The organism is Fictibacillus sp. UD, assembly GCF_043558025.1.
Classification (GTDB): domain Bacteria; phylum Bacillota; class Bacilli; order Bacillales; family Fictibacillaceae; genus Fictibacillus.
This window is the reverse complement of the sequence record NZ_JARUHH010000022.1, coordinates 1-18271: the sequence shown is the minus strand read 5'-3', so window position 1 is coordinate 18271 and position 18271 is coordinate 1. Positions and strand designations below refer to the sequence as shown.

Below are 18271 nucleotides of genomic sequence, written 5' to 3'. Positions count from 1 at the left end.
TTAAGAGTGTAACGTACGAATGTGGCTCACCGCCTGCCCCGCGGAAAGCGAGCAGCCTGGAGCGGAAATCAACCCTTTCAAGAACATCAAAGATTGAGAAAACAACCTTCCTTTATGTTAACGAAAAAAAGAGCTTCTGTCTTGGCAGAAGCTCTTAGTAAACTTACCATTATTTCCTAAGATAATTTCCGGGGAAATTCGACGTTATTTCCTAAGTGTCTACACGATCTGTCCATCGAGCTCAAACCCTTTAAATATAAGGAAATTATCTATTTGAATCTTGTGATGCTGATCATGCTCCACCATACCCTTGATATATTCGCATAGTGTAATTGTGCTATTTTCCATTTGGATTTTCTCTTCCCAAATCTCATTTGGCATCTCTTCAAGCTTTTTAGAGAGTACAAGGCGGCATTCAATCACTTCATCAATAAGCTGATTCTTAGAGATGCCTGACCTAGCTTCGTTTGCAGCACTTCTGTTAATCTCTTCTACATCAACTTTTTTGGGAGGCAAGTTCGATCGACCTACAAAACACGCAAATCTTTCATCCCATACAAAGATATCCCATGCTTTGATATGAGCTATAATTTCACCTGTCGACCACTTTTCTTCCTTTATTGGTTGAAGCCAAAATTCTTCCGGCAAGCCTTTTAGCTGTTCCAGCCAATTTACAAAACTTCTATATTCACTTAACACTTCACACATTAGTTTGACCTCCTTTATATAAAAAACTTTTTCGTTATTATTAGGATTTTGTCCATGTCACTCCTCCCCCTGGGACATACACTATGTTGAAAGCATAAGGCACAAGAAAGAAGGAGGAATTACAGCATGTTTGGAAAGAGACAACAACAGCGTAACTGGGGTTACCCTGGATACGGATACGGTTGCTACACCCCATGTGGCTACGGCTATAAGGGATACGGTGGCGGCGGAGTGTTCGCTTTAATTGTAGTGCTTTTTATCCTTCTCATCATCATCGGTGCGACGTTGAGATAGTATTTGTTAAGAGACAAGAGTTGCTGCTCTTGTCTTTTTATTTAACTTGTTTTTCGTTCATCCAGAAAAACAAAGGAGAAATTTTCTGATCCATGTTGGACATGTCTTTCTTCGTTCTTCATCATCTTTTTGCCACCAGGCAATTGATCTCCCGCTCGCTTAATACCTTCAGCCATAAAATTAAATGCCATGATCACAGCAGCAAAACTCATTACAGGAAAAAACACAAGCCATGGTGCAAGTCTAAGCTGATAATAATAGCCACCTAAAAGGCCTGACCATTCGTTAGAAACCGATACGGGTATCTCAAACTCTTGTGAGAATTCCCGATAAATCGTACCTCCAAAAAACAAACCTAATATGCCAAGATGTGCAAGCAAAAGCAATACGGCAATAACCTGCTGCACGTACATAAGAACGAGTTTTGGCCATAAGTGTGGCATAACGTGTTTAAACAAAATTCGAAGCTTACTTCCACCCATCAATTTTGCACTCGTTATAAATTCTTCGCGCTGAATCAGGCTAATTTCTTCTTTTATTAAGATCGCGGTGTTCGGTACGGCAATCAATACGATTAAAAGCATCTCAAAATATACTTTCTCCCAGAATGTGAACTGATCTGCGGCAATGATTGGCGCGACGATTACAAAGATGAGGAGGGCTGAAGGGATATAATAAAACGATTGTCCTAAGCCCTTAATGAACGGAAGGGCTTTTCCCGCACTCAATAATAGTATTCCGCCAAAATACGAAAGGATGATTCGCAGTAAACTAGCAACAAAAGCAATACCCAATGTGTATTTTGCACCTGATATGATTTGATAGAACAGGTCCGCCCCCATCCGATCGCTGCCAAACCAATACTCACGTGATGGCTCAAAGGGTGCTTTATCAACAGGATTAATACCCTCATAGACAATCTGATTTTCATAGATTTCATTTCCCATCACAAAATGGTGATACAAGCTAAAGGCGAGCAATGAAAAGACAAATAGAAAACCCGCTAGAAAGAAAGGCTGCTTCCATAGTGTTTTCATCATTTTTCACCCACCCATTTATATGTAATCATCCTGAGAACCGTAAAGAATAGAAACATGGGTACAAACAATAAAAGCATGGAGATCGTAAAGATTGCCGGATTTCCCATTTCTCTTACTAGAGTTGTAATTCCGTATATATTAAACAGATATTCAACCATTAATAGATTGGACAGCATAAACCAAAGGATATTACGAGATTGATGAAACACACTAAGCAGCGTGTTTGGTAAAACATGACGCCATAGAATGCGGAAACCCCCGATCCCCTTACTTTTTGCTGTATCAATATATTGTTTTTTGAGTTCTTCTTCCATATTAAACAGCAGTATTCTTAAGATTAGAAGAGTCGGCAATACCGTTAAACAAAAAATGGGAATAGCATAAGTTTTTTGATCATAAAGTGAGACAATTTGAAACAAAAGAATATTTGTCTTTTTGAAAAACCAGATAATAAAAAACTGAATACCGATCGCAATTAACACATCAGGTATTGATTCAAAAACAAAGGAAAAAACACGTATTTTATCTTTTAAACGTGATGGCAGCATAAAAATGATGAGCGCAAATACAAGTGCTACAAGGAGGGCTATGAAAAATGCAGAAAACAGAATGGTCAATGAGTAGCCGTATATTCCCCACATGTTAGGAAAAAGCGGGTATGGACCACTCTGCGTAAAATACATAATCTCTCCTGGACTTATCATGGTCTTAAACAATTCTGCTATTCCATTCATATAACCGCTCGTATTAAAGGTCATCCCAGTGAACATGAATGGAACCGCGCCAAGCAGTATGATTCCAATTACAGATAGAATCAAAGAAAGCATGCTATCTCTTAAAATGTATGGCATAACATCCCCCTATTTGTTGCTTATCTTTTTGTACTCTACTTTTGCTAGATTGTATTCTCTTGAACCAAATGGAATAACTAAAACGTTACTATATTCCCCGTTGCATCCATCTACTGCTAAATTTCTGTTGGAGTCCATAATATTCATACATTCAATCTCACCAATGGGCATCGCAAAGGTTTTATTATTATTTGTAAAAATGGTTTTATCTTTGCTAATGAAATGCAATTCGCTTGTTGTAGGCTCACCGCTCTTCGGAAAAACCGTTATCTGCAGTGTACTCTCTTTATTTGCTTTCACATCGTCTAAAAAAGCGAACATGGGAACAAGGTGTTCTGCTTTCGTCGCCCCTGTCATAAGTTCATGTTCTTTCTCAGACAAGTTCTGAATCACCACATGATTTTTATTAATGGCATCTTTCACTGTAAATTTAGGTTTTTGATCAATATCTTTTCAGAGCAGCCGATTAAAAGTGCTAGAAGACCAATCGCACCCCATATCTTTTTCATTTAAACTCCCCCTCGTTTGAATAATTTAGAATATTCAGTCTGTTTAAAGTATAATCAACCTGCTTTTTTTACAATAATAGGAAAATTATATGATGTATGGCTAAGGTAGGGAAAGTCCTTATTAAATCAGACGAATAAAGGCCTCTCTTTTATTCAAAGAGAGGCCTACTTTTTATAACTCTAAAGTTTGTGGTTCATGTTCTCCTGCATTCATCAATCGTATGAGACTTGGTTTAATTTCAAGCAGAATATAGTTTGGATCATTGGGTCCTTCAAAATAATGTTTCATCTGATCGTTCCAAAATTTTTCTTTCAAACCTTGATCGTCTCTTATAGTAGCGGTGCCTTCTATCTCTAGATAAGGATCATTATACCCTTCGCCTTCATAACCGACTAGTACGTGAACATTCGGGTTATCTTGAATTTCTTCAGCTTTATGGGTATCAATACTCGTAGGCGTGTAGAATGTCAGGTCATCATGAAAAAAAGTCATATATCTGGAATGCGGCTTATTGTTCTTAACTGTCGCCAGCACTCCTGTTTGCTTTTTTTCCAGCACCTCAAATAATTTATTTTTAATCTGCTCTTTATCCATGTCATCCACTCCTTAAAGTTAGGCTCTATTATATCTACCTTTTAGGATGGAATATAAAACATCAGGTTATGCATTACAATTCAATTTAAGAAGTAGCATTCACTAGGCTTTCTTTTTCTACGGTATCCATAAAATCTTGCACGACTTTGTTATTGTTTTTGTCACCTGCGATTTTAAGCATCACTTTGCCTAAAAAGTTGATGCCCTTGTTAGATCCTTCATAGATAAAACGAGTTTTAGATTCGTCTATTTTAATGAGAGTAAACGCAGTTTGGATTTCAAACGCTTTTGCCAAGTTAAACCCAATGGCCAAGTGCTTTTCATTCTCCTTATCTTCGTACCCTAACGTTTCAACGGTGTACGTTTCTATTCTACGACCTTCTTTATAAGACTGTCTGTACGTAGATCCCACCACACCTTCTTTCTTTTCGATCGGTGTATGCTCCACAACGTTCGGCATGATTCTTTGCAGATTCTCATCTGAAAATAGTTCCCAAACTTTTTCAATGTTTGCTGGTATCGTCTTCTCTTCTTTCCATGTCAGCATTGTCATCGCCCTCTTTTCCCCATTTTAGAAATTGATCAATTTCATCTATTGTGCTGTATAGATTCTCGATTTTCTTTTGAATGTCTTTCTTTTTTTGATTCAGGATGTGCTCTAAGTTTTCAAAGGATTCATCTTCAATGACGGTTAGCATCTCTTGAATAGTGAAATTGAATTTTCTTAGACTGACTAGTATCATCGCAATTAAGTAGGAACCATTATCGTAATAGCGATACTTATTATTAGGATCGATATATACTGGTTCAAGCAGCTTCACTTCTGCATAATACCTAAGCGTTTCTTTACTCAATCCCGTCATTTCTGAAAACTCACTTACTCGATACATCATCATCCACCACCTGCCATTCCATCATAAACCGTGTTGTGCACCACATGGTCAATCTTTTTTTCGTCTAACTATATTCTTCCTCAAGATAATGTTTATCCCTTTTTGAATAAAGGGTTTTTCATTCGGTCAGAAGAATATTAACGAACAAGGGAGGTTTTAATATGGGGTTTAACAGTTATGAGGAGTTCTGGCCGTTTTATCTATCACAGCACAGCAAAGCTTCCACGAGAGCATGGCACTTTGTCGGCACTTCATTTGTATTTATTTTCATCATACTCGCCGTTTGGAAGAGTGCATGGTTTCTGCTGGCAGCACCAGTTGTTGCATACGGAATCGCATGGTTCAGTCATTTTTTTATTGAAGGAAACAAACCCGCTACCTTTGGGCATCCTTTCTGGTCATTGCGTGCTGATTTTCGTATGTATCGGCTCATTTTATTCGGACAGCTTAACAATGAGTTAACAAAATATAAAAAAACGACTTCTCTATAAATAAAAACCCCATTCTCGTGCTGAAATGGGGTTTTTTGATGCTTGATATTCAAACATTACTCTTTTATTCACACGAATCATTTCACATTACTCGGACTGCAATTACATTTTGCTCTCAAAATTGTTTGTAGACTATATCGTCAATCAAGATATCCTATCCTAAGTCGTTTTACATAACTCATGTTTCTTCCCCCATCTTTCTAGTTTTCTTTTTTAACAAGTTGCGGCTTCGTTCCGTTTTCAGCAGCAAGCTCACTTTTTAAGAAAAAAGATAAAATCAGCGCACCTGCTGCAATTATTGACGCAAACCAAAAAGCATTGTTGTAGCCATGTAACATGGCCATTTCTCTAAAAGTATCATCCATTTGAAGTGAATTTGACGAATATCCTTTAGCTGTTATCGTCAGGACTGTAAACAATAAGGCTGTTCCAATGGAACCTGATACTTGTTGAAAGGTATTCGCCATGGCAGATCCATGTGCACTCCACTTAATTGGAATCTGATTCAATCCTTTTGTCATTACAGGCATCATGGCAAGCGATAGGCCAAACATCCTTAAGCTATAAATAACCGACAAATAAACAATAGAGGTGTCCATAGACAAATTTGTAAACAAAAAGGATGTTATAGTCACTATAAATAGCCCAGGTACTGCAAGCTTTTTTGCACCCCATCTATCGAATAGCATCCCGGTAATAGGAGACATAATCCCCATCACAACAGCACCCGGTAATAGCATCAATCCTGATTGAAGGGGACTGAATCCTCTGAGATTTTGCATGTAAAGAGGTAACAGTGCCTCAGCTCCGATCATTGAAACAATAACAACCATCGTAATGACAAGGGACAATGTAAACGCCTTGAATTGAAATACTCTGAATTGGAGTAAGGGCTGTTCTAATCGGAGCTGCCTCCTGATAAATATTCCTAAAATAAAGAATCCTCCTATGATAAAAAAGAGTACACTTAGGCTCGACCACCCGTTTTCTCCTGCAGTACTAAATCCGTAAAGCAATCCTCCAAATCCCAATGATGAAAGAAGGATAGACAGAATATCAATTTTAGGTTGAGTCTGCCTTGTAACATTCTTTACATAGACACTCCCTAGCCCAATTACCAACACCACGATAGGAAGAACAACAAAGAAGAGTGCTTTCCATGTGAAGAATTCAAGCAGGAATCCTGACAGAGTGGGACCAATCGCAGGCCCAAATGAGATGACAATCCCAGCCCAGCCCATCATTCGCCCCCTCTTATCTTTAGGGATGACGGTTAAGATCACAGTCATCATCAGAGGCAGCATAATTCCAGAACCAGCGGCTTGAATCACCCTACCTATTAAGAGCAGAGTAAAACGATCAGCAAGAGCTCCTATCAAAGTACCTATCCCAAAAAGCCCTATTGCCGTAAGAAAGAGTCTTCGTGTCGAGAAACGTTCAATCAGATAGGCAGAAATAGGTATCATAACTCCGTTTGTAAGCAAGAATGCAGTAGTTAACCACTGGACCTTATTTTCATTCAGGCCAAAGTCCTTCATAATGGAAGGTAAGGCTGTTGATAATAATGTTTCATTTAAAATTCCCATGAAAGCTCCAATTAACATTACAGTGAACATGGGACCAAAACGGAATTCTTGACGATTATTCACGATTTCCCCCCTCTAGCGATTTAAGAAAGTATGAATATAACGTGCCGTTTCTTGAGCACCATTTTCTTTTTGCAATTTCCTTCCTAACTTATGTGCATTTTCCACAATAGGCTTTTGTAGCATTTGATGGATGCCTTCCGTTAATCTTTCGACAGTTAGCTTCTTCCGAGGAATTGGGGATGAGCCGACACCTAATTCTTCAGTTCGTTTTCCCCAGGCAAACTGATCGTTTCCATGAGGAATGACAACACTTGGAACCCCAGACTGAAATGCAGCTGCTGTGGTACCAGCTCCTCCGTGATGAACTACCCCTGCTGTTTTCGGGAAAAGCCACGTATGTGGAATATTGTCAATAAAGTACATGTCCTCGTAATCCTCCATGCCATGAACTCGATTCCACCCCATGCCGATAATCCCTCTTTGTCCGTTATTTCGTAAGGCTTCAACCACTAACTGGATGGTTTCATTTGCGTGATCGTCATAAATACTTCCAAATCCTACGTAAATCGGAGGCTTTCCATCTTCAATAAAGCGTGAAAGATCCTGAGGAGGCTCCCAATCAGTGAGATCTTCCTCCAGGAGCCAATAGCCGAGACATTTTGTTTTTTCATTTGATTGTGGAAATACATTGTGGCTCATTGACATCACGGAAGTATGAAGATTTGTTGCCTCTTTTAAATAAGGGTTTTTAAAACGCACTGGCTTTTTTCCGAATCTCTCTTCCCAAAACTCGCCAATGGGTGACTTTACTGTTAGCCAAAATCCTCTTTCGAACAATTTATGTGTAAGGAGATTTGCTGTTTTTCCCCATTTCATTTGATAAAAGATGAGCGCTGGATAATCCTTTGTAGGGGCCATGGGGAATGGGGTCGCAAGTATTGTCGGCACTTTGAAATACTCTCCCGCGAATTGCCCAATGGCTGCTCCTGGATGATAGATAATCGCTTCTGCTCCTTCACAGGCTTCAAACAAATCTCTTTGCATGCTAATCTGCTTATCCTTAATATACGGCTTCATTTTTCGGAAACTTGTAAAGAACTTGAGTGGATTATCTGACTCTATGGAGCTCTTTGACATCTCACTTATTATCTTTGCAATGTCACCTTTAATTGGATGAAAGTTTAAACCGTGGTGTTCTACTAGGTCCCGGTAATTTTCAAATGCAGCTAATTTTATTTCATGTCCTAACTTCTTTAATTCTTTGCCAAGTGCTATATAGGGCTGAGTATCTCCTCTTGTACCTGTAGTCAATATGGTAATGTTCATTGGAACGATACCTCCATTTATTAATTTAGTTAGACTAACTTACTTTTTTGTATAACAGGGTTTTTACCTGTTATTTTATTAAGAGTTTTTTTGATAGAAACCCTTAATTAACTTTTCCAAAGTTTTTTTGAACTGCTCTACTTCTTCTGGTGTAAGCAGATGACTAATAAACGCTACATACTCTTCAAGTGCCTGTTGGTTCAACCGGATAAAAGTTTCGCTGGACTTTGTTAACGTTACGTGGAAAATCCTTTTATCTTGGGTTGATTGACTTTTCTTCGCATATCCTAAGCTCACTAATTTATTTATTCCCGTTGTTGCTGAAGCCTTCGTTATTTTCAACTCTTCAGCAATCTCACTAATCGTTGGATTTTTAAGCTTACCTATGGCTTGAATGTATTGAATCTGATTTACACTTAAATTAGAAACCCCGCTGTTTCAATCGTATCTTTTACTAATTTCTTAAAAGAAGTATCGAGAGTGATAATGAACTCCCTTAAAATTTGATCCAACAAAGATCTCACCTCTGACAATAATATTAGTTTGACAAACTAACTATATGACACGGATAAATAATTGTCAAGTAACCATTTCAGATCCTTTTTACCACCTTCTCATTACAAACAAAAAAACCTGTAGCGCTACAGGTTTTTCCGTCTAGAACTAACTTTATTCAACTGTTACTGACTTAGCTAGGTTACGCGGCTTATCTACGTCACAGTCGCGGTGAAGCGCTGCGTAGTAAGAGATCAGCTGCATAGGAAGAACAGATACAAGCGGCGTCAAGTATGGGTGGATCTTAGGAAGAACGACGCGGTCGCCTTCTTCTTGCAGCCCATCCATAGAGATCACGCATGTGTACGCTCCACGTGCCGCTACTTCTTTCACGTTACCACGGATGCTTAAGTTAACATGCTCTTGAGTTGCAAGAGCGATAACTGGTGTACCGTCTTCGATCAATGCGATCGTACCGTGCTTCAATTCTCCTCCAGCAAAACCTTCTGCTTGGATGTAAGAGATTTCTTTTAGTTTTAATGCAGCTTCTAAACATACGTAGAAGTCAGCAGCACGCCCGATGAAGAATGCGTTACGTGTTACAGCTAAGAACTCACGTGCGATCTTCTCCATCTCTTCTTTTTGGTCGCAAAGTACTTCCATCGCGTTTGCAACGATCGCAAGCTCTTGAAGCGGGTTGAAGTCTAACTCGATTCCTTTTGCACGAGCAGAGTCAACAGCTAGGATCGCAAGCACTGCGATTTGTGCCGTGTAAGCTTTCGTTGATGCTACTGCGATCTCTGGACCAGCATACAAGTTAAGCGTGTAGTTTGCTTCACGAGAAAGTGTTGATCCCGGAACGTTTGTGATTGTTAATGCTTTGTGGCCAAGCTTTTTAATCTCAACAAGAACAGCACGGCTATCTGCAGTCTCACCAGATTGTGAGATGAAGATGAACAACGGCTTTTCAGATAAAAGCGGCATGTTGTAAACAAACTCACTCGCGATGTGTGCTTCAACAGGAATGTTTGCGATGTTTTCAATCAGCTGTTTACCAACAAGCCCAGCATGGTAGCTCGTTCCACAAGCGATGATATAAACGCGGTCTGCGTCTTTCATCGCAGCACGAATATCGTCATCAAGCTTAAGATTTCCATTTTCGTTTTGGTATTGATTAATGATGTTACGCATTACGAAAGGCTGCTCGTCGATTTCTTTTAACATGAAATGAGGATACGTGCCTTTTTCGATGTCGCTTGCATCAAGTTCTGCTGTGTAAGGTGCACGTTCCACCACTTCGCCATCAAGAGTCTTGATCGTATAGCTGTCACGTGTCACGATTACGATTTCTTTATCCATTAATTCAACGTATTGATCTGTTTGAGAAAGCATTGCCATCGCGTCACTTGCAATAACGTTGAAGCCTTCACCTTTACCTACCAATAACGGGCTTTTGTTTTTACCAACATAGATGGTTTCAGGGTTTTGGTTGTCGATTAATCCAATCGCATAAGAACCTTTTAACTCAGACAATGTGCGGCGGAATGCTTCTTCCACTTCCATGCCTTGATTTACAAAGTACTCTACTAACTGAACGATAACTTCTGTATCTGTTTCAGACAATAGTTCAACACCTGAAATGTATTGTTTCTTCACCTGTTCATAGTTTTCGATTACACCGTTGTGTACAAGTGTAAAACGCTCTGTTGAACTTTGGTGTGGATGTGAATTCACTTTGCTTGGAACTCCGTGTGTTGCCCAGCGTGTATGTCCGATTCCAACGGATGCTTCTACACCTAGATCAACATTTTCACGCAGATTTGCAATACGGCCTTTTTCTTTGAATACATGAACGCCGCTTTCGTTTAGTACTGCAATTCCTGCTGAGTCATATCCGCGGTATTCTAATTTTTCCAATCCGCGCAATAGAATTTCTTTTGCATCATTATTTCCAATATATCCAACGATTCCACACATAAATAAACGTCCTCCTTAAAGCCATCACACTCTGCTGACGGCTTTCATAAGGGGGGCCGTGAGCGGGGCTCACAACCCCACCTATGTTCTCTATTTTTATTTTTTTCACTTGCTTTCGTCTTTGTACAGGAAGTCACCTTACCTGGTTTGAACAAAAGCTTACGGAAGTGATGTTCCGAGAGGCATCCGCCGAAATATCGATGAACCTCTTCCTCGTCAACTGCTTTTTTCCGGTCAGCAGTTCAGGCGCTTTGGATGAATGATTAGCTGTAAACTCCTTCCTTTTATTTGAAGTAAACAAAAATAATCATACACGGGTTTTTCAAAACCGTCAATTCTTATTCTTTCCCGTTTTTAGAAAAACTTGAAACATAAAGTTCCATAATAAAAAAATATGCATAGACAGCCCGTTGTGTGAGCCGCATATGCATATGTTTCGTGCCCTTTTTTATTTTATGAGGGACTTTTTAGCCCTTTTTTAGACAAGCTCTGTTTTTACAACGTTCACGATCTCATCTGCATGCTTTTGGCAAAGTTCTTCTGTCGGAGCTTCGACCATTACACGTACAAGCGGCTCAGTTCCAGAAGGACGAACAAGCACACGGCCGTTTCCTTCAAGTTCTGTTTCTACTTTGTCGATCGCTGCTATAATCGCTTCATTGCCATTTAGCTTAGACTTATCGGCTACTTTTACATTGATTAAAAGCTGAGGGAATTTTGCCATCTCGCCAGCAAGTTCTGATAACGGTTTGCCTGTAGCTTTTAAAATGGATGCAAGCTGGATCCCAGAAAGAAGTCCATCACCTGTTGTTGTGTAATCTAGGAAGATGATATGCCCAGACTGTTCACCGCCAAGGTTAAAGTCGTTCTTACGCATTTCTTCCATTACATAACGGTCACCTACAGCCGTTTGTGCAGATTGCATGTTATTTGCTTCAACCGCTTTATAGAATCCTAAGTTACTCATAACTGTTGATACGACTGTATCCTGCTTTAAACGGCCTTGTTCTTTAAGATGCTTCGCACAGATGAACATGATCTGGTCACCATCGACGATATTTCCTTTTTCGTCGATCGCGATCAAACGGTCTCCGTCTCCATCGAAAGCAAGCCCCATGTCACAGCCTTTTTCTTTTACGAGTTCTGCCAGCTTTTCAGGGTGTGTGCTTCCGACACCTTCGTTGATATTTAAGCCATTTGGGCTTGTTCCCATCGTTGAGATGTCCGCTTCAAGATCAGCAAACAAGTGTGGTGCATGAGAAGATGTCGCACCATGAGCGCAATCAAGCGCAATATGAAGTCCTGAGAAGTCTCCAGGGATCGTTTGCTTCAAATATTGCATGTACTTCTGTCCGCCTTCGAAATAATCGCTGACAGACCCTAAGTCACCGCCTACAGGGCGAGGCAATTCATCTGTATCTTTATCTAAAAGAGCTTCGATTTCTGCTTCTTGCTGATCTAACAGTTTAAATCCGTCAGCTCCAAAGAATTTAATTCCATTATCCGCAACTGGATTATGTGACGCCGAAATCATTACTCCAGCTTGTGCGCCAAGTGCTTTCGTTAGAAAAGCAACTCCAGGAGTTGAGATCACCCCTAAACGCATAACTTCTGCACCGATAGATAAAAGGCCTGCAACTAGAGCACCTTCTAGCATTTGACCGGAAATTCGCGTATCGCGTCCGATTAAAATTTTAGGTTTATCTGTATCTTTTGTTAAAATATATCCGCCAAAGCGCCCTAATTTAAAAGCTAGTTCAGGCGTAAGCTCTGTATTTGCAACTCCTCTTACTCCGTCGGTACCAAAATATTTTCCCATTATTGCTCTCTCCTTCAACTATTGACTGCTAGTCTCTGTTTGAATTTCCACGCTGGCTTCTTGAACTGTACCTGCCAGCTCAACATCACCAGGATTTTTCCAATCTATTTTCACTTCATGTGTTCCTTGTTCAAGAGTACTCACATCTACAATTCCTTGCAGATCAGACTTTTTAAGTGAATCGAGCACACTCTTTTTGCCTTTTACCGTAACGTCTACAACACCATCTGCCGGATCTAAAATGGTTGCCTGCTTTTCGTTATTGACCCCGAGCAGTGTTAATGGCACATCATTAAATGTTCGTGTTGTCTCTTGCTCTTGATCCGCTTCTGTTTCTGCTTCTGTTTCAGTTCCTACATCTGTTTTTTCGACATTTACATTTACCGTTACTTCTTTAACAGACACAGAATCAATTCCATCTGGAACCGGAACATCAACTGTGAGTGTAGTATCTTTTTTGATTTTGCTTAAATCTATTGATATTTCTTTAAATGAATCGAATTTATCAAGTGAACTTGTTGTTCCTGTTAAAGTGATCTCACTCGGATCAGAAGTGATGGATTGAAGGGTCAGCCCTTCTTCTAAATCACCTTTTGTACCAATTGAGATCGGTACCGTTTTCTTAGGTTTTTTAATCGGTACAGAAACATCTACTACGCCCGGATTAATCTGTACATCGATTATGTCCCCTTGTTGATTGTATGCACGTAGAGGTACTTTAGTTTGAATAGGTTCATCAGCTTCGCCTACGTCAACAAATCCCGTAATAAATGAAATCTGATTGATCATTCCCTCTGGTCCTGTTACGTTCACCGTTTTTGGCGAGAACTCAATCTCACCTGCTGTATATCCGTCTGGCAGCTTTCTCGTATTCTTTAAGTCCACATTGACGTTCATTTGTTTGGTTACTTTATTATGAAGAATAACATCTACGTAATCAGGGTTAATCTTCGCTTTTACACCGTCAGGCAATCCTTGTACTTGTACTTTTACCCGCTTGTTTCCAGGCTTCATATTCGTTAGATCAATATATACTTCGAATTCCTTATCCACTTTTGTCGCTTTTGTGATCAAACGGCTCGAACCCGTTAGCGTCAGGTCAACGGATGGAGGCAGATCGGTCAAGACGTATTTATCGTCATCAAAATACGGTCTGATCTGTACGTCTTGAATGGTCTCACTTTCCGTATACATTTTTGAGAATATGGAACGGTTTGCGGCTTCTTCCTGTGTTTCCATCGTTACGATTGTATACATCATAAGAGCAAGGAGGAAAGCAATAATTTTTACAAACCATGAACTACTAAGGAGTTTGTCCATTTTTCTTTCCCCTCCAATTCCAGCGGTTTGAGGAAGTGGACTTATTGGCAATAATCAATTCTGCGTTTAACAAATTTCTTAAAGACTCTTCGTCCAGATTCCGATAGATTTCTCCGTTCTTCGTGAGAGAAATCGTACCAGTTTCCTCAGAAACGATAACGGTTACTGCATCTGTTACCTCACTAATCCCTAATGCAGCTCTATGTCTTGTTCCCAATTCTTTCGATACGAACGGACTTTCCGTTAGCGGCAAATAGCAGCCAGCTGCGTATACTTGACTTTGTTTTATAATAACAGCACCATCATGAAGCGGTGTGTTCGGAACAAATATGTTGGTTAAAAGCTCAGAAGTGAGATGGGCTTTAATTGGAATACCTGTTTCCACGTACTCACTCAATCCCGTTTCTCGCTCGATCGACATAATAGCCCCTATACGCCGTTTGGACATATAGTTAGTTGACTTCACAATGGCAGCAATTGCTTTTTCCGTTTCTTCCTCTTCAGGAAGACCTGTACGAGAGAAGAACTTTCCTCGTCCAAGCTGTTCTAACGCACGTCTTAGCTCAGGCTGGAAAATAATAATGATAGCGAGTAATCCATATGTAATCACCTTATCCATCAGCCAAGACATCGTACGAAGGTCGAACGAACTGCTTAGAAACCAAACAACGATAATCACACTGATCCCTTTTAAAAGTTGAACCGCCTTTGTTCCGCGGATCAGCATGATCAGCTTGTAGATTACGTAGGTCACTAATAAAATATCAATGATTTGTGTGATGTAATTAAATATATTAAAATCTGCGATTGGTAACATAAATTCCCTCCCAACCCGGGTTTGTCTGCCAAGTTGAAGTTTTTAAAATCTATAAGTTTTGAAAGTGGTTGATTTCAATGAAGAGTCTTCAATAAAATACACTAAAATATGCTGTTTTTGGCATTCATTGTTGTATTTGAGAGAAGTTGATTTCCTTTACAGATGCTCGCTTTCCGCGGGGCAGGAGTCTCACATCTTCCACTCCAATCAACTTGTCAAAGAAGCATCTGAACAAAAGATTAAAAAAGAAGTACCCCTTTATAAAACAGAACAGCCTTAGAGTATATGTTTTATAGAACAACTTCAAAAAAGATTTAACTTATATATTATAGCATACCTCATTGTAAAGAAAACTTAGCATGGCCTACTCATGTTTTGTTAATGATGTTTCGATGATATTCCATATTAAGCATTTTGAGCAATAAAAAAAGCCGTATGGGGACGGCTCTCATTATGATTATTCATTGTTTCATTATTTGTACTAACCAAAGACTTCAACTTATACCATACCCATTCGACCACTTGACCGATTTCCTGACTGTGGCCCGTTACTTCACCTGCAGAAGCTAGATACTGATTGCCTTTTATGACAGTCACATCACCTTCTACTTTTCCTTCTATTCGAACATCTGCATTTTCAACGACTAAATCGCCTTTTATTGTTTCTCCAGCCGGAACGACTACTACCCGCTCAGATTTCTTTATTTGAAGGTTTCCCTCACCTTTTACAACAGCCAGATCTTGCTGATTATAGCTAGTGAGCACAGATGCGGCCATGAAGAACATAAAGATGGCTGCAGCGGTCAGAGCAGGATGACGTTTCATCCAGCGCTTCCACTTCACTTGCTGTCTCTCTTTTGGCAGTTTAGCCATTACAGCCTCTGTAAAGCCTGCTGGGGCCTTTATATGGGATTGCAGCTGCAGTTCCTTCAATGATTCTGTCAGCAGCTCATATTCTTCTCTACAAGATGCACATTGCTTCAAATGAATTTGAAAGATGTGTTCTTCTTCACTCGTTGCTTCACCATCAAGTACTTTGTTCATTAATTCATCATACACGGAAGCTTCACATTGCATTTTTCTTCACCTCGTTTTTACAACCATTTGAAATACTTTCTTCAGCGCTTCCCGGCCCCGATGTATACGAGTTTTTACTGTTGGTACTGGTATGTCCATAATCTGGCTGATTTCTTCTAATGATAAGTCTTCTACATACTTTAAAAGAATAGCTGTCCGGTATTTTTCAGGAAGCTTCATAATTTCTGCTTGGAGCTCGTTCCATTGTTCATTCTCTGTAACGACTTCTTCGGGTAACGGTTCTTCCGTTGAAAGCTGACTATACATGTTTGCTCCGTCCGTTCCAGGTACTTCTGCATCCAAATAATAATCAGGTTTCTTCTTCCTCAGTCTGTCGATACAAAGATTTGTTGCAATGCGGAATATCCAAGTTGAAAATTTATATTCGTTATTGTACTTACTAATATTACGGTAAGCTCGCAAAAAAGTTTCTTGTGCCAAATCTTCTGCTTCATGTCCATTGCCGACCATCCGGAAACAATGCCGGTAGATTTTATCTTTGAATAGGTCCACAATGCCTTCAAACGCTTCCTGATCCCCTTTTTTTACTTGGGTCACCATATTCGCTATTAAGGCGTCCATTATTTTATCACCACTCGGATTTTATTTACGTACCAGCATTCCATAAGTTTCAAATGTTTTCATATTTTTTTATTTTATCATGTTGCAGAATTTGACGAAATAAAAAGGTATTTTTTTCTAAATATCGTGTTTCAAAAAAATAAGCCCTGGGAATATTAATCATATAAGATATTATGCTGAAACAGAGAGGGGTAGTTTGTATGCATAGAGAATCATTAATTGAACAGATCGAACACTCCAGACAGCAAATGAATGAACTTTCAAAACACCTACCATTAATTGCAGAAGAAGTAGTTGAACTTTCACAGGAAATTGATCAGCTGCTTAATCAATATCAACGCATAAATCAAAAAGAACAGTTGCATCCGTAAAGAGGCAACTGTTTTTATTTTTTCTATCTTATTATAGTAGTTTCTCTCCGAATAAAGAACCCATTAACGCCACAGCAACCGTCGCGGTTTTATTCTTTTCATCTAGAATCGGATTTACTTCTACAAATTCTGCTGATGCAATAATCTCCGCTTCAGCAAGCATCTCCATCGCCAAATGACTCTCTCTGTAGCTGATTCCCCCAAGAACCGGAGTCCCAACACCAGGAGCATCATGTGGATCAAGCCCATCAAGATCAAGACTCAAGTGAACGCCATCTGTATGCGATAAGTACTCAATCGTCTCTTCCATAACCTTTGTCATGCCAAGACGGTCCACTTCATGCATCGTGTATACTTTAATTCCTTTTTCTTTAATAAGTTCTCGTTCACCTTCATCTAGTGATCGAGCTCCGATAATCACGATATTTTCTGGTTTGATTTTCGGTGTATAGTCACTGATGTTCGTTAGTCTCTCATGCCCGATTCCAATGCTCACTGCAAGCGGCATTCCGTGAATGTTTCCACTTGGTGATGTATCGGCTGTATTTAAGTCTCCGTGTGCATCGTACCAAATCACACCTAGGTTCTTATAATTTTTAGAAACACCCGCTAGCGTACCGATCGCAATACTATGATCTCCACCTAAAACGAGCGGGAACTTTTTACTCGTAATAACATCAGAAACGGTTTGTGACAGCTTTTCACTCGCTTCGATTACTCCGTTTAAATTTTTAAGATTTCCTTCGTTTTCAATACTTTGTTTTTCTGGACGAGCAATTTCTATATCACCAAAATCTTCTACGCGATAATCAAGATTTTCAAGACGTTCCACGACACCTGCGTATCGAATCGCGCTTGGCCCCATATCTACACCACGGCGCATTTGTCCTAAATCCATCGGTACTCCGATTACTGTAATATCTTTTAACATTTTTTCTTCCTCCCTTATGAAAAACACAAAAACTAAAGAATCACTATCTCTATTGTAGCTGTAAGGGATTTCATGGTTCAACTGGACAAAATAATGCATAGATATACCAAAAAGAAAGCGCTTCCGACAGTTGTTTACATATTTATGAGGTTTGGGGATTCTTAAGTATTAAAAAAGACCAGAGAAGAATCTGGTCTATAGAATAAATTTGTTTGGATTCATCATCTTTTTTGAGGTAGCATTCGGGTGATGCATAGCCACTTTCATGAACTTTACTGTCCCCTCTCGATGATTTACTGTCCACTCTGTCATTTTTACTGTCCACTTTTAATTTCCCCAGAGTTTTTGCCTCTTCATATTGATTTCTATCAGCAAATAAAAAAACTTCAGGCATCGCCTGAAGTAACATTTGTTATGTAAGTATGTATGGTGGAGCTTAGCGGGATCGAACCGCTGACCTCCTGCGTGCAAGGCAGGCGCTCTCCCAGCTGAGCTAAAGCCCCGAAATTAATGGAGCGGGTGATGAGAATCGAACTCACGACCAGAGCTTGGAAGGCTCTTGTTTTACCACTAAACTACACCCGCA

20 protein-coding genes and 2 tRNA genes are annotated in these 18271 nt (G+C 39.6%); 3 read left to right on the top strand and 19 right to left on the bottom strand.

Going from position 1 to position 18271, the window contains the following annotated elements; genetic code table 11:
- Positions 1-219: 219 nt before the first annotated feature.
- The gene (locus P8610_RS19390) at positions 220-708 is read right to left on the bottom strand and encodes a DinB family protein (protein WP_394605843.1); all 489 of its coding nucleotides are present in this window, start codon (positions 706-708) and stop codon (positions 220-222) included.
- 126 nt (positions 709-834) lie between these two features.
- Between P8610_RS19390 and P8610_RS19385 the strand changes: the two genes are divergently transcribed.
- The gene (locus tag P8610_RS19385) at positions 835-1002 is read left to right on the top strand and encodes a YjcZ family sporulation protein (protein ID WP_289497480.1); all 168 of its coding nucleotides are present in this window, start codon (positions 835-837) and stop codon (positions 1000-1002) included.
- Positions 1003-1043: 41 nt separating this feature from the next.
- Here the strand turns inward: P8610_RS19385 and P8610_RS19380 are convergent, their stop codons facing one another.
- From P8610_RS19380 to P8610_RS19355, 6 genes are all read right to left on the bottom strand, one after another.
- Positions 1044-2042 carry an ABC transporter permease gene (locus tag P8610_RS19380; RefSeq protein ID WP_289497481.1) on the bottom strand — a complete coding sequence of 333 codons (999 nt, stop codon included), beginning with the start codon at positions 2040-2042 and terminating at the stop codon, positions 1044-1046.
- Positions 2039-2893 carry an ABC transporter permease subunit gene (locus tag P8610_RS19375; RefSeq protein ID WP_394605842.1) on the bottom strand — a complete coding sequence of 285 codons (855 nt, stop codon included), beginning with the start codon at positions 2891-2893 and terminating at the stop codon, positions 2039-2041. The genes P8610_RS19380 and P8610_RS19375 overlap by 4 nt, the downstream gene beginning before the upstream one ends.
- A gap of 9 nt (positions 2894-2902) precedes the next feature.
- Complete coding sequence (locus P8610_RS19370; RefSeq protein ID WP_394605841.1) at positions 2903-3274, bottom strand: hypothetical protein; 372 nt, start codon at positions 3272-3274, stop codon at positions 2903-2905.
- Positions 3275-3574: 300 nt separating this feature from the next.
- Positions 3575-3997, bottom strand: a complete 423-nt coding sequence (locus P8610_RS19365) for a pyridoxamine 5'-phosphate oxidase family protein (RefSeq protein ID WP_394605840.1) — start codon at positions 3995-3997, stop codon at positions 3575-3577.
- Positions 3998-4082: 85 nt separating this feature from the next.
- Positions 4083-4544 (bottom strand): SRPBCC family protein, encoded by a 462-nt coding sequence (locus tag P8610_RS19360; RefSeq protein WP_394605839.1) that lies wholly within the window; start codon positions 4542-4544, stop codon positions 4083-4085.
- Positions 4501-4887: a MerR family transcriptional regulator gene (locus tag P8610_RS19355; RefSeq protein ID WP_394605838.1), complete on the bottom strand. Its 387-nt coding sequence runs from the start codon at positions 4885-4887 to the stop codon at positions 4501-4503. Before P8610_RS19355 ends, P8610_RS19360 begins: the two co-directional genes overlap by 44 nt.
- Positions 4888-5051: 164 nt before the next feature.
- Between P8610_RS19355 and P8610_RS19350 the strand changes: the two genes are divergently transcribed.
- Positions 5052-5381: an Mpo1-like protein gene (locus tag P8610_RS19350; RefSeq protein WP_394605837.1), complete on the top strand. Its 330-nt coding sequence runs from the start codon at positions 5052-5054 to the stop codon at positions 5379-5381.
- A gap of 200 nt (positions 5382-5581) precedes the next feature.
- Here the strand turns inward: P8610_RS19350 and P8610_RS19345 are convergent, their stop codons facing one another.
- From P8610_RS19345 to sigW, 9 genes are all read right to left on the bottom strand, one after another.
- Entirely contained in the window at positions 5582-7030 is a 1449-nt protein-coding gene (locus P8610_RS19345; RefSeq protein ID WP_394605836.1) for an MDR family MFS transporter, read from the bottom strand.
- A 12-nt stretch (positions 7031-7042) separates the two neighbouring features.
- Positions 7043-8296 carry a glycosyltransferase gene (locus P8610_RS19340; RefSeq protein ID WP_394605835.1) on the bottom strand — a complete coding sequence of 418 codons (1254 nt, stop codon included), beginning with the start codon at positions 8294-8296 and terminating at the stop codon, positions 7043-7045.
- A 78-nt stretch (positions 8297-8374) separates the two neighbouring features.
- On the bottom strand, positions 8375-8659 hold the full coding sequence (locus tag P8610_RS19335; RefSeq protein WP_394605872.1) for a MarR family winged helix-turn-helix transcriptional regulator: 285 nt from the start codon (positions 8657-8659) through the stop codon (positions 8375-8377).
- A 306-nt stretch (positions 8660-8965) separates the two neighbouring features.
- Positions 8966-10768 carry a glutamine--fructose-6-phosphate transaminase (isomerizing) gene (gene glmS, locus P8610_RS19330; protein ID WP_394605834.1) on the bottom strand — a complete coding sequence of 601 codons (1803 nt, stop codon included), beginning with the start codon at positions 10766-10768 and terminating at the stop codon, positions 8966-8968.
- Positions 10769-11246: 478 nt separating this feature from the next.
- A complete protein-coding gene (gene glmM, locus P8610_RS19325; RefSeq protein ID WP_394605833.1) occupies positions 11247-12587 on the bottom strand; it encodes a phosphoglucosamine mutase in 1341 nt (446 codons plus the stop codon).
- Between the two features lie 18 nt (positions 12588-12605).
- Positions 12606-13907, bottom strand: a complete 1302-nt coding sequence (locus P8610_RS19320; RefSeq protein ID WP_394605832.1) for a CdaR family protein — start codon at positions 13905-13907, stop codon at positions 12606-12608.
- Positions 13891-14724, bottom strand: coding sequence for a diadenylate cyclase CdaA (gene cdaA / locus P8610_RS19315; RefSeq protein WP_289497492.1), 834 nt, complete (start codon positions 14722-14724; stop codon positions 13891-13893). Before cdaA ends, P8610_RS19320 begins: the two co-directional genes overlap by 17 nt.
- Positions 14725-15129: 405 nt before the next feature.
- Positions 15130-15801: an anti-sigma factor family protein gene (locus P8610_RS19310; protein WP_394605831.1), complete on the bottom strand. Its 672-nt coding sequence runs from the start codon at positions 15799-15801 to the stop codon at positions 15130-15132.
- Positions 15802-15807: 6 nt separating this feature from the next.
- Positions 15808-16383 (bottom strand): RNA polymerase sigma factor SigW, encoded by a 576-nt coding sequence (gene sigW / locus P8610_RS19305; RefSeq protein ID WP_289497494.1) that lies wholly within the window; start codon positions 16381-16383, stop codon positions 15808-15810.
- A 200-nt stretch (positions 16384-16583) separates the two neighbouring features.
- Between sigW and P8610_RS19300 the strand changes: the two genes are divergently transcribed.
- Positions 16584-16754, top strand: a complete 171-nt coding sequence (locus P8610_RS19300) for an aspartyl-phosphate phosphatase Spo0E family protein (protein WP_197468143.1) — start codon at positions 16584-16586, stop codon at positions 16752-16754.
- A gap of 31 nt (positions 16755-16785) precedes the next feature.
- On the opposite strand, the gene rocF is transcribed toward P8610_RS19300, so the two are convergent.
- The 3 genes from rocF to P8610_RS19285 form a co-directional block, all read right to left on the bottom strand.
- Positions 16786-17685 carry an arginase gene (rocF, locus tag P8610_RS19295; protein ID WP_394605830.1) on the bottom strand — a complete coding sequence of 300 codons (900 nt, stop codon included), beginning with the start codon at positions 17683-17685 and terminating at the stop codon, positions 16786-16788.
- Between the two features lie 427 nt (positions 17686-18112).
- A tRNA-Ala gene (locus P8610_RS19290) sits at positions 18113-18188 on the bottom strand.
- Between the two features lie 8 nt (positions 18189-18196).
- Positions 18197-18270, bottom strand: a tRNA-Gly gene (locus P8610_RS19285).
- Position 18271 lies beyond the last annotated feature (1 nt).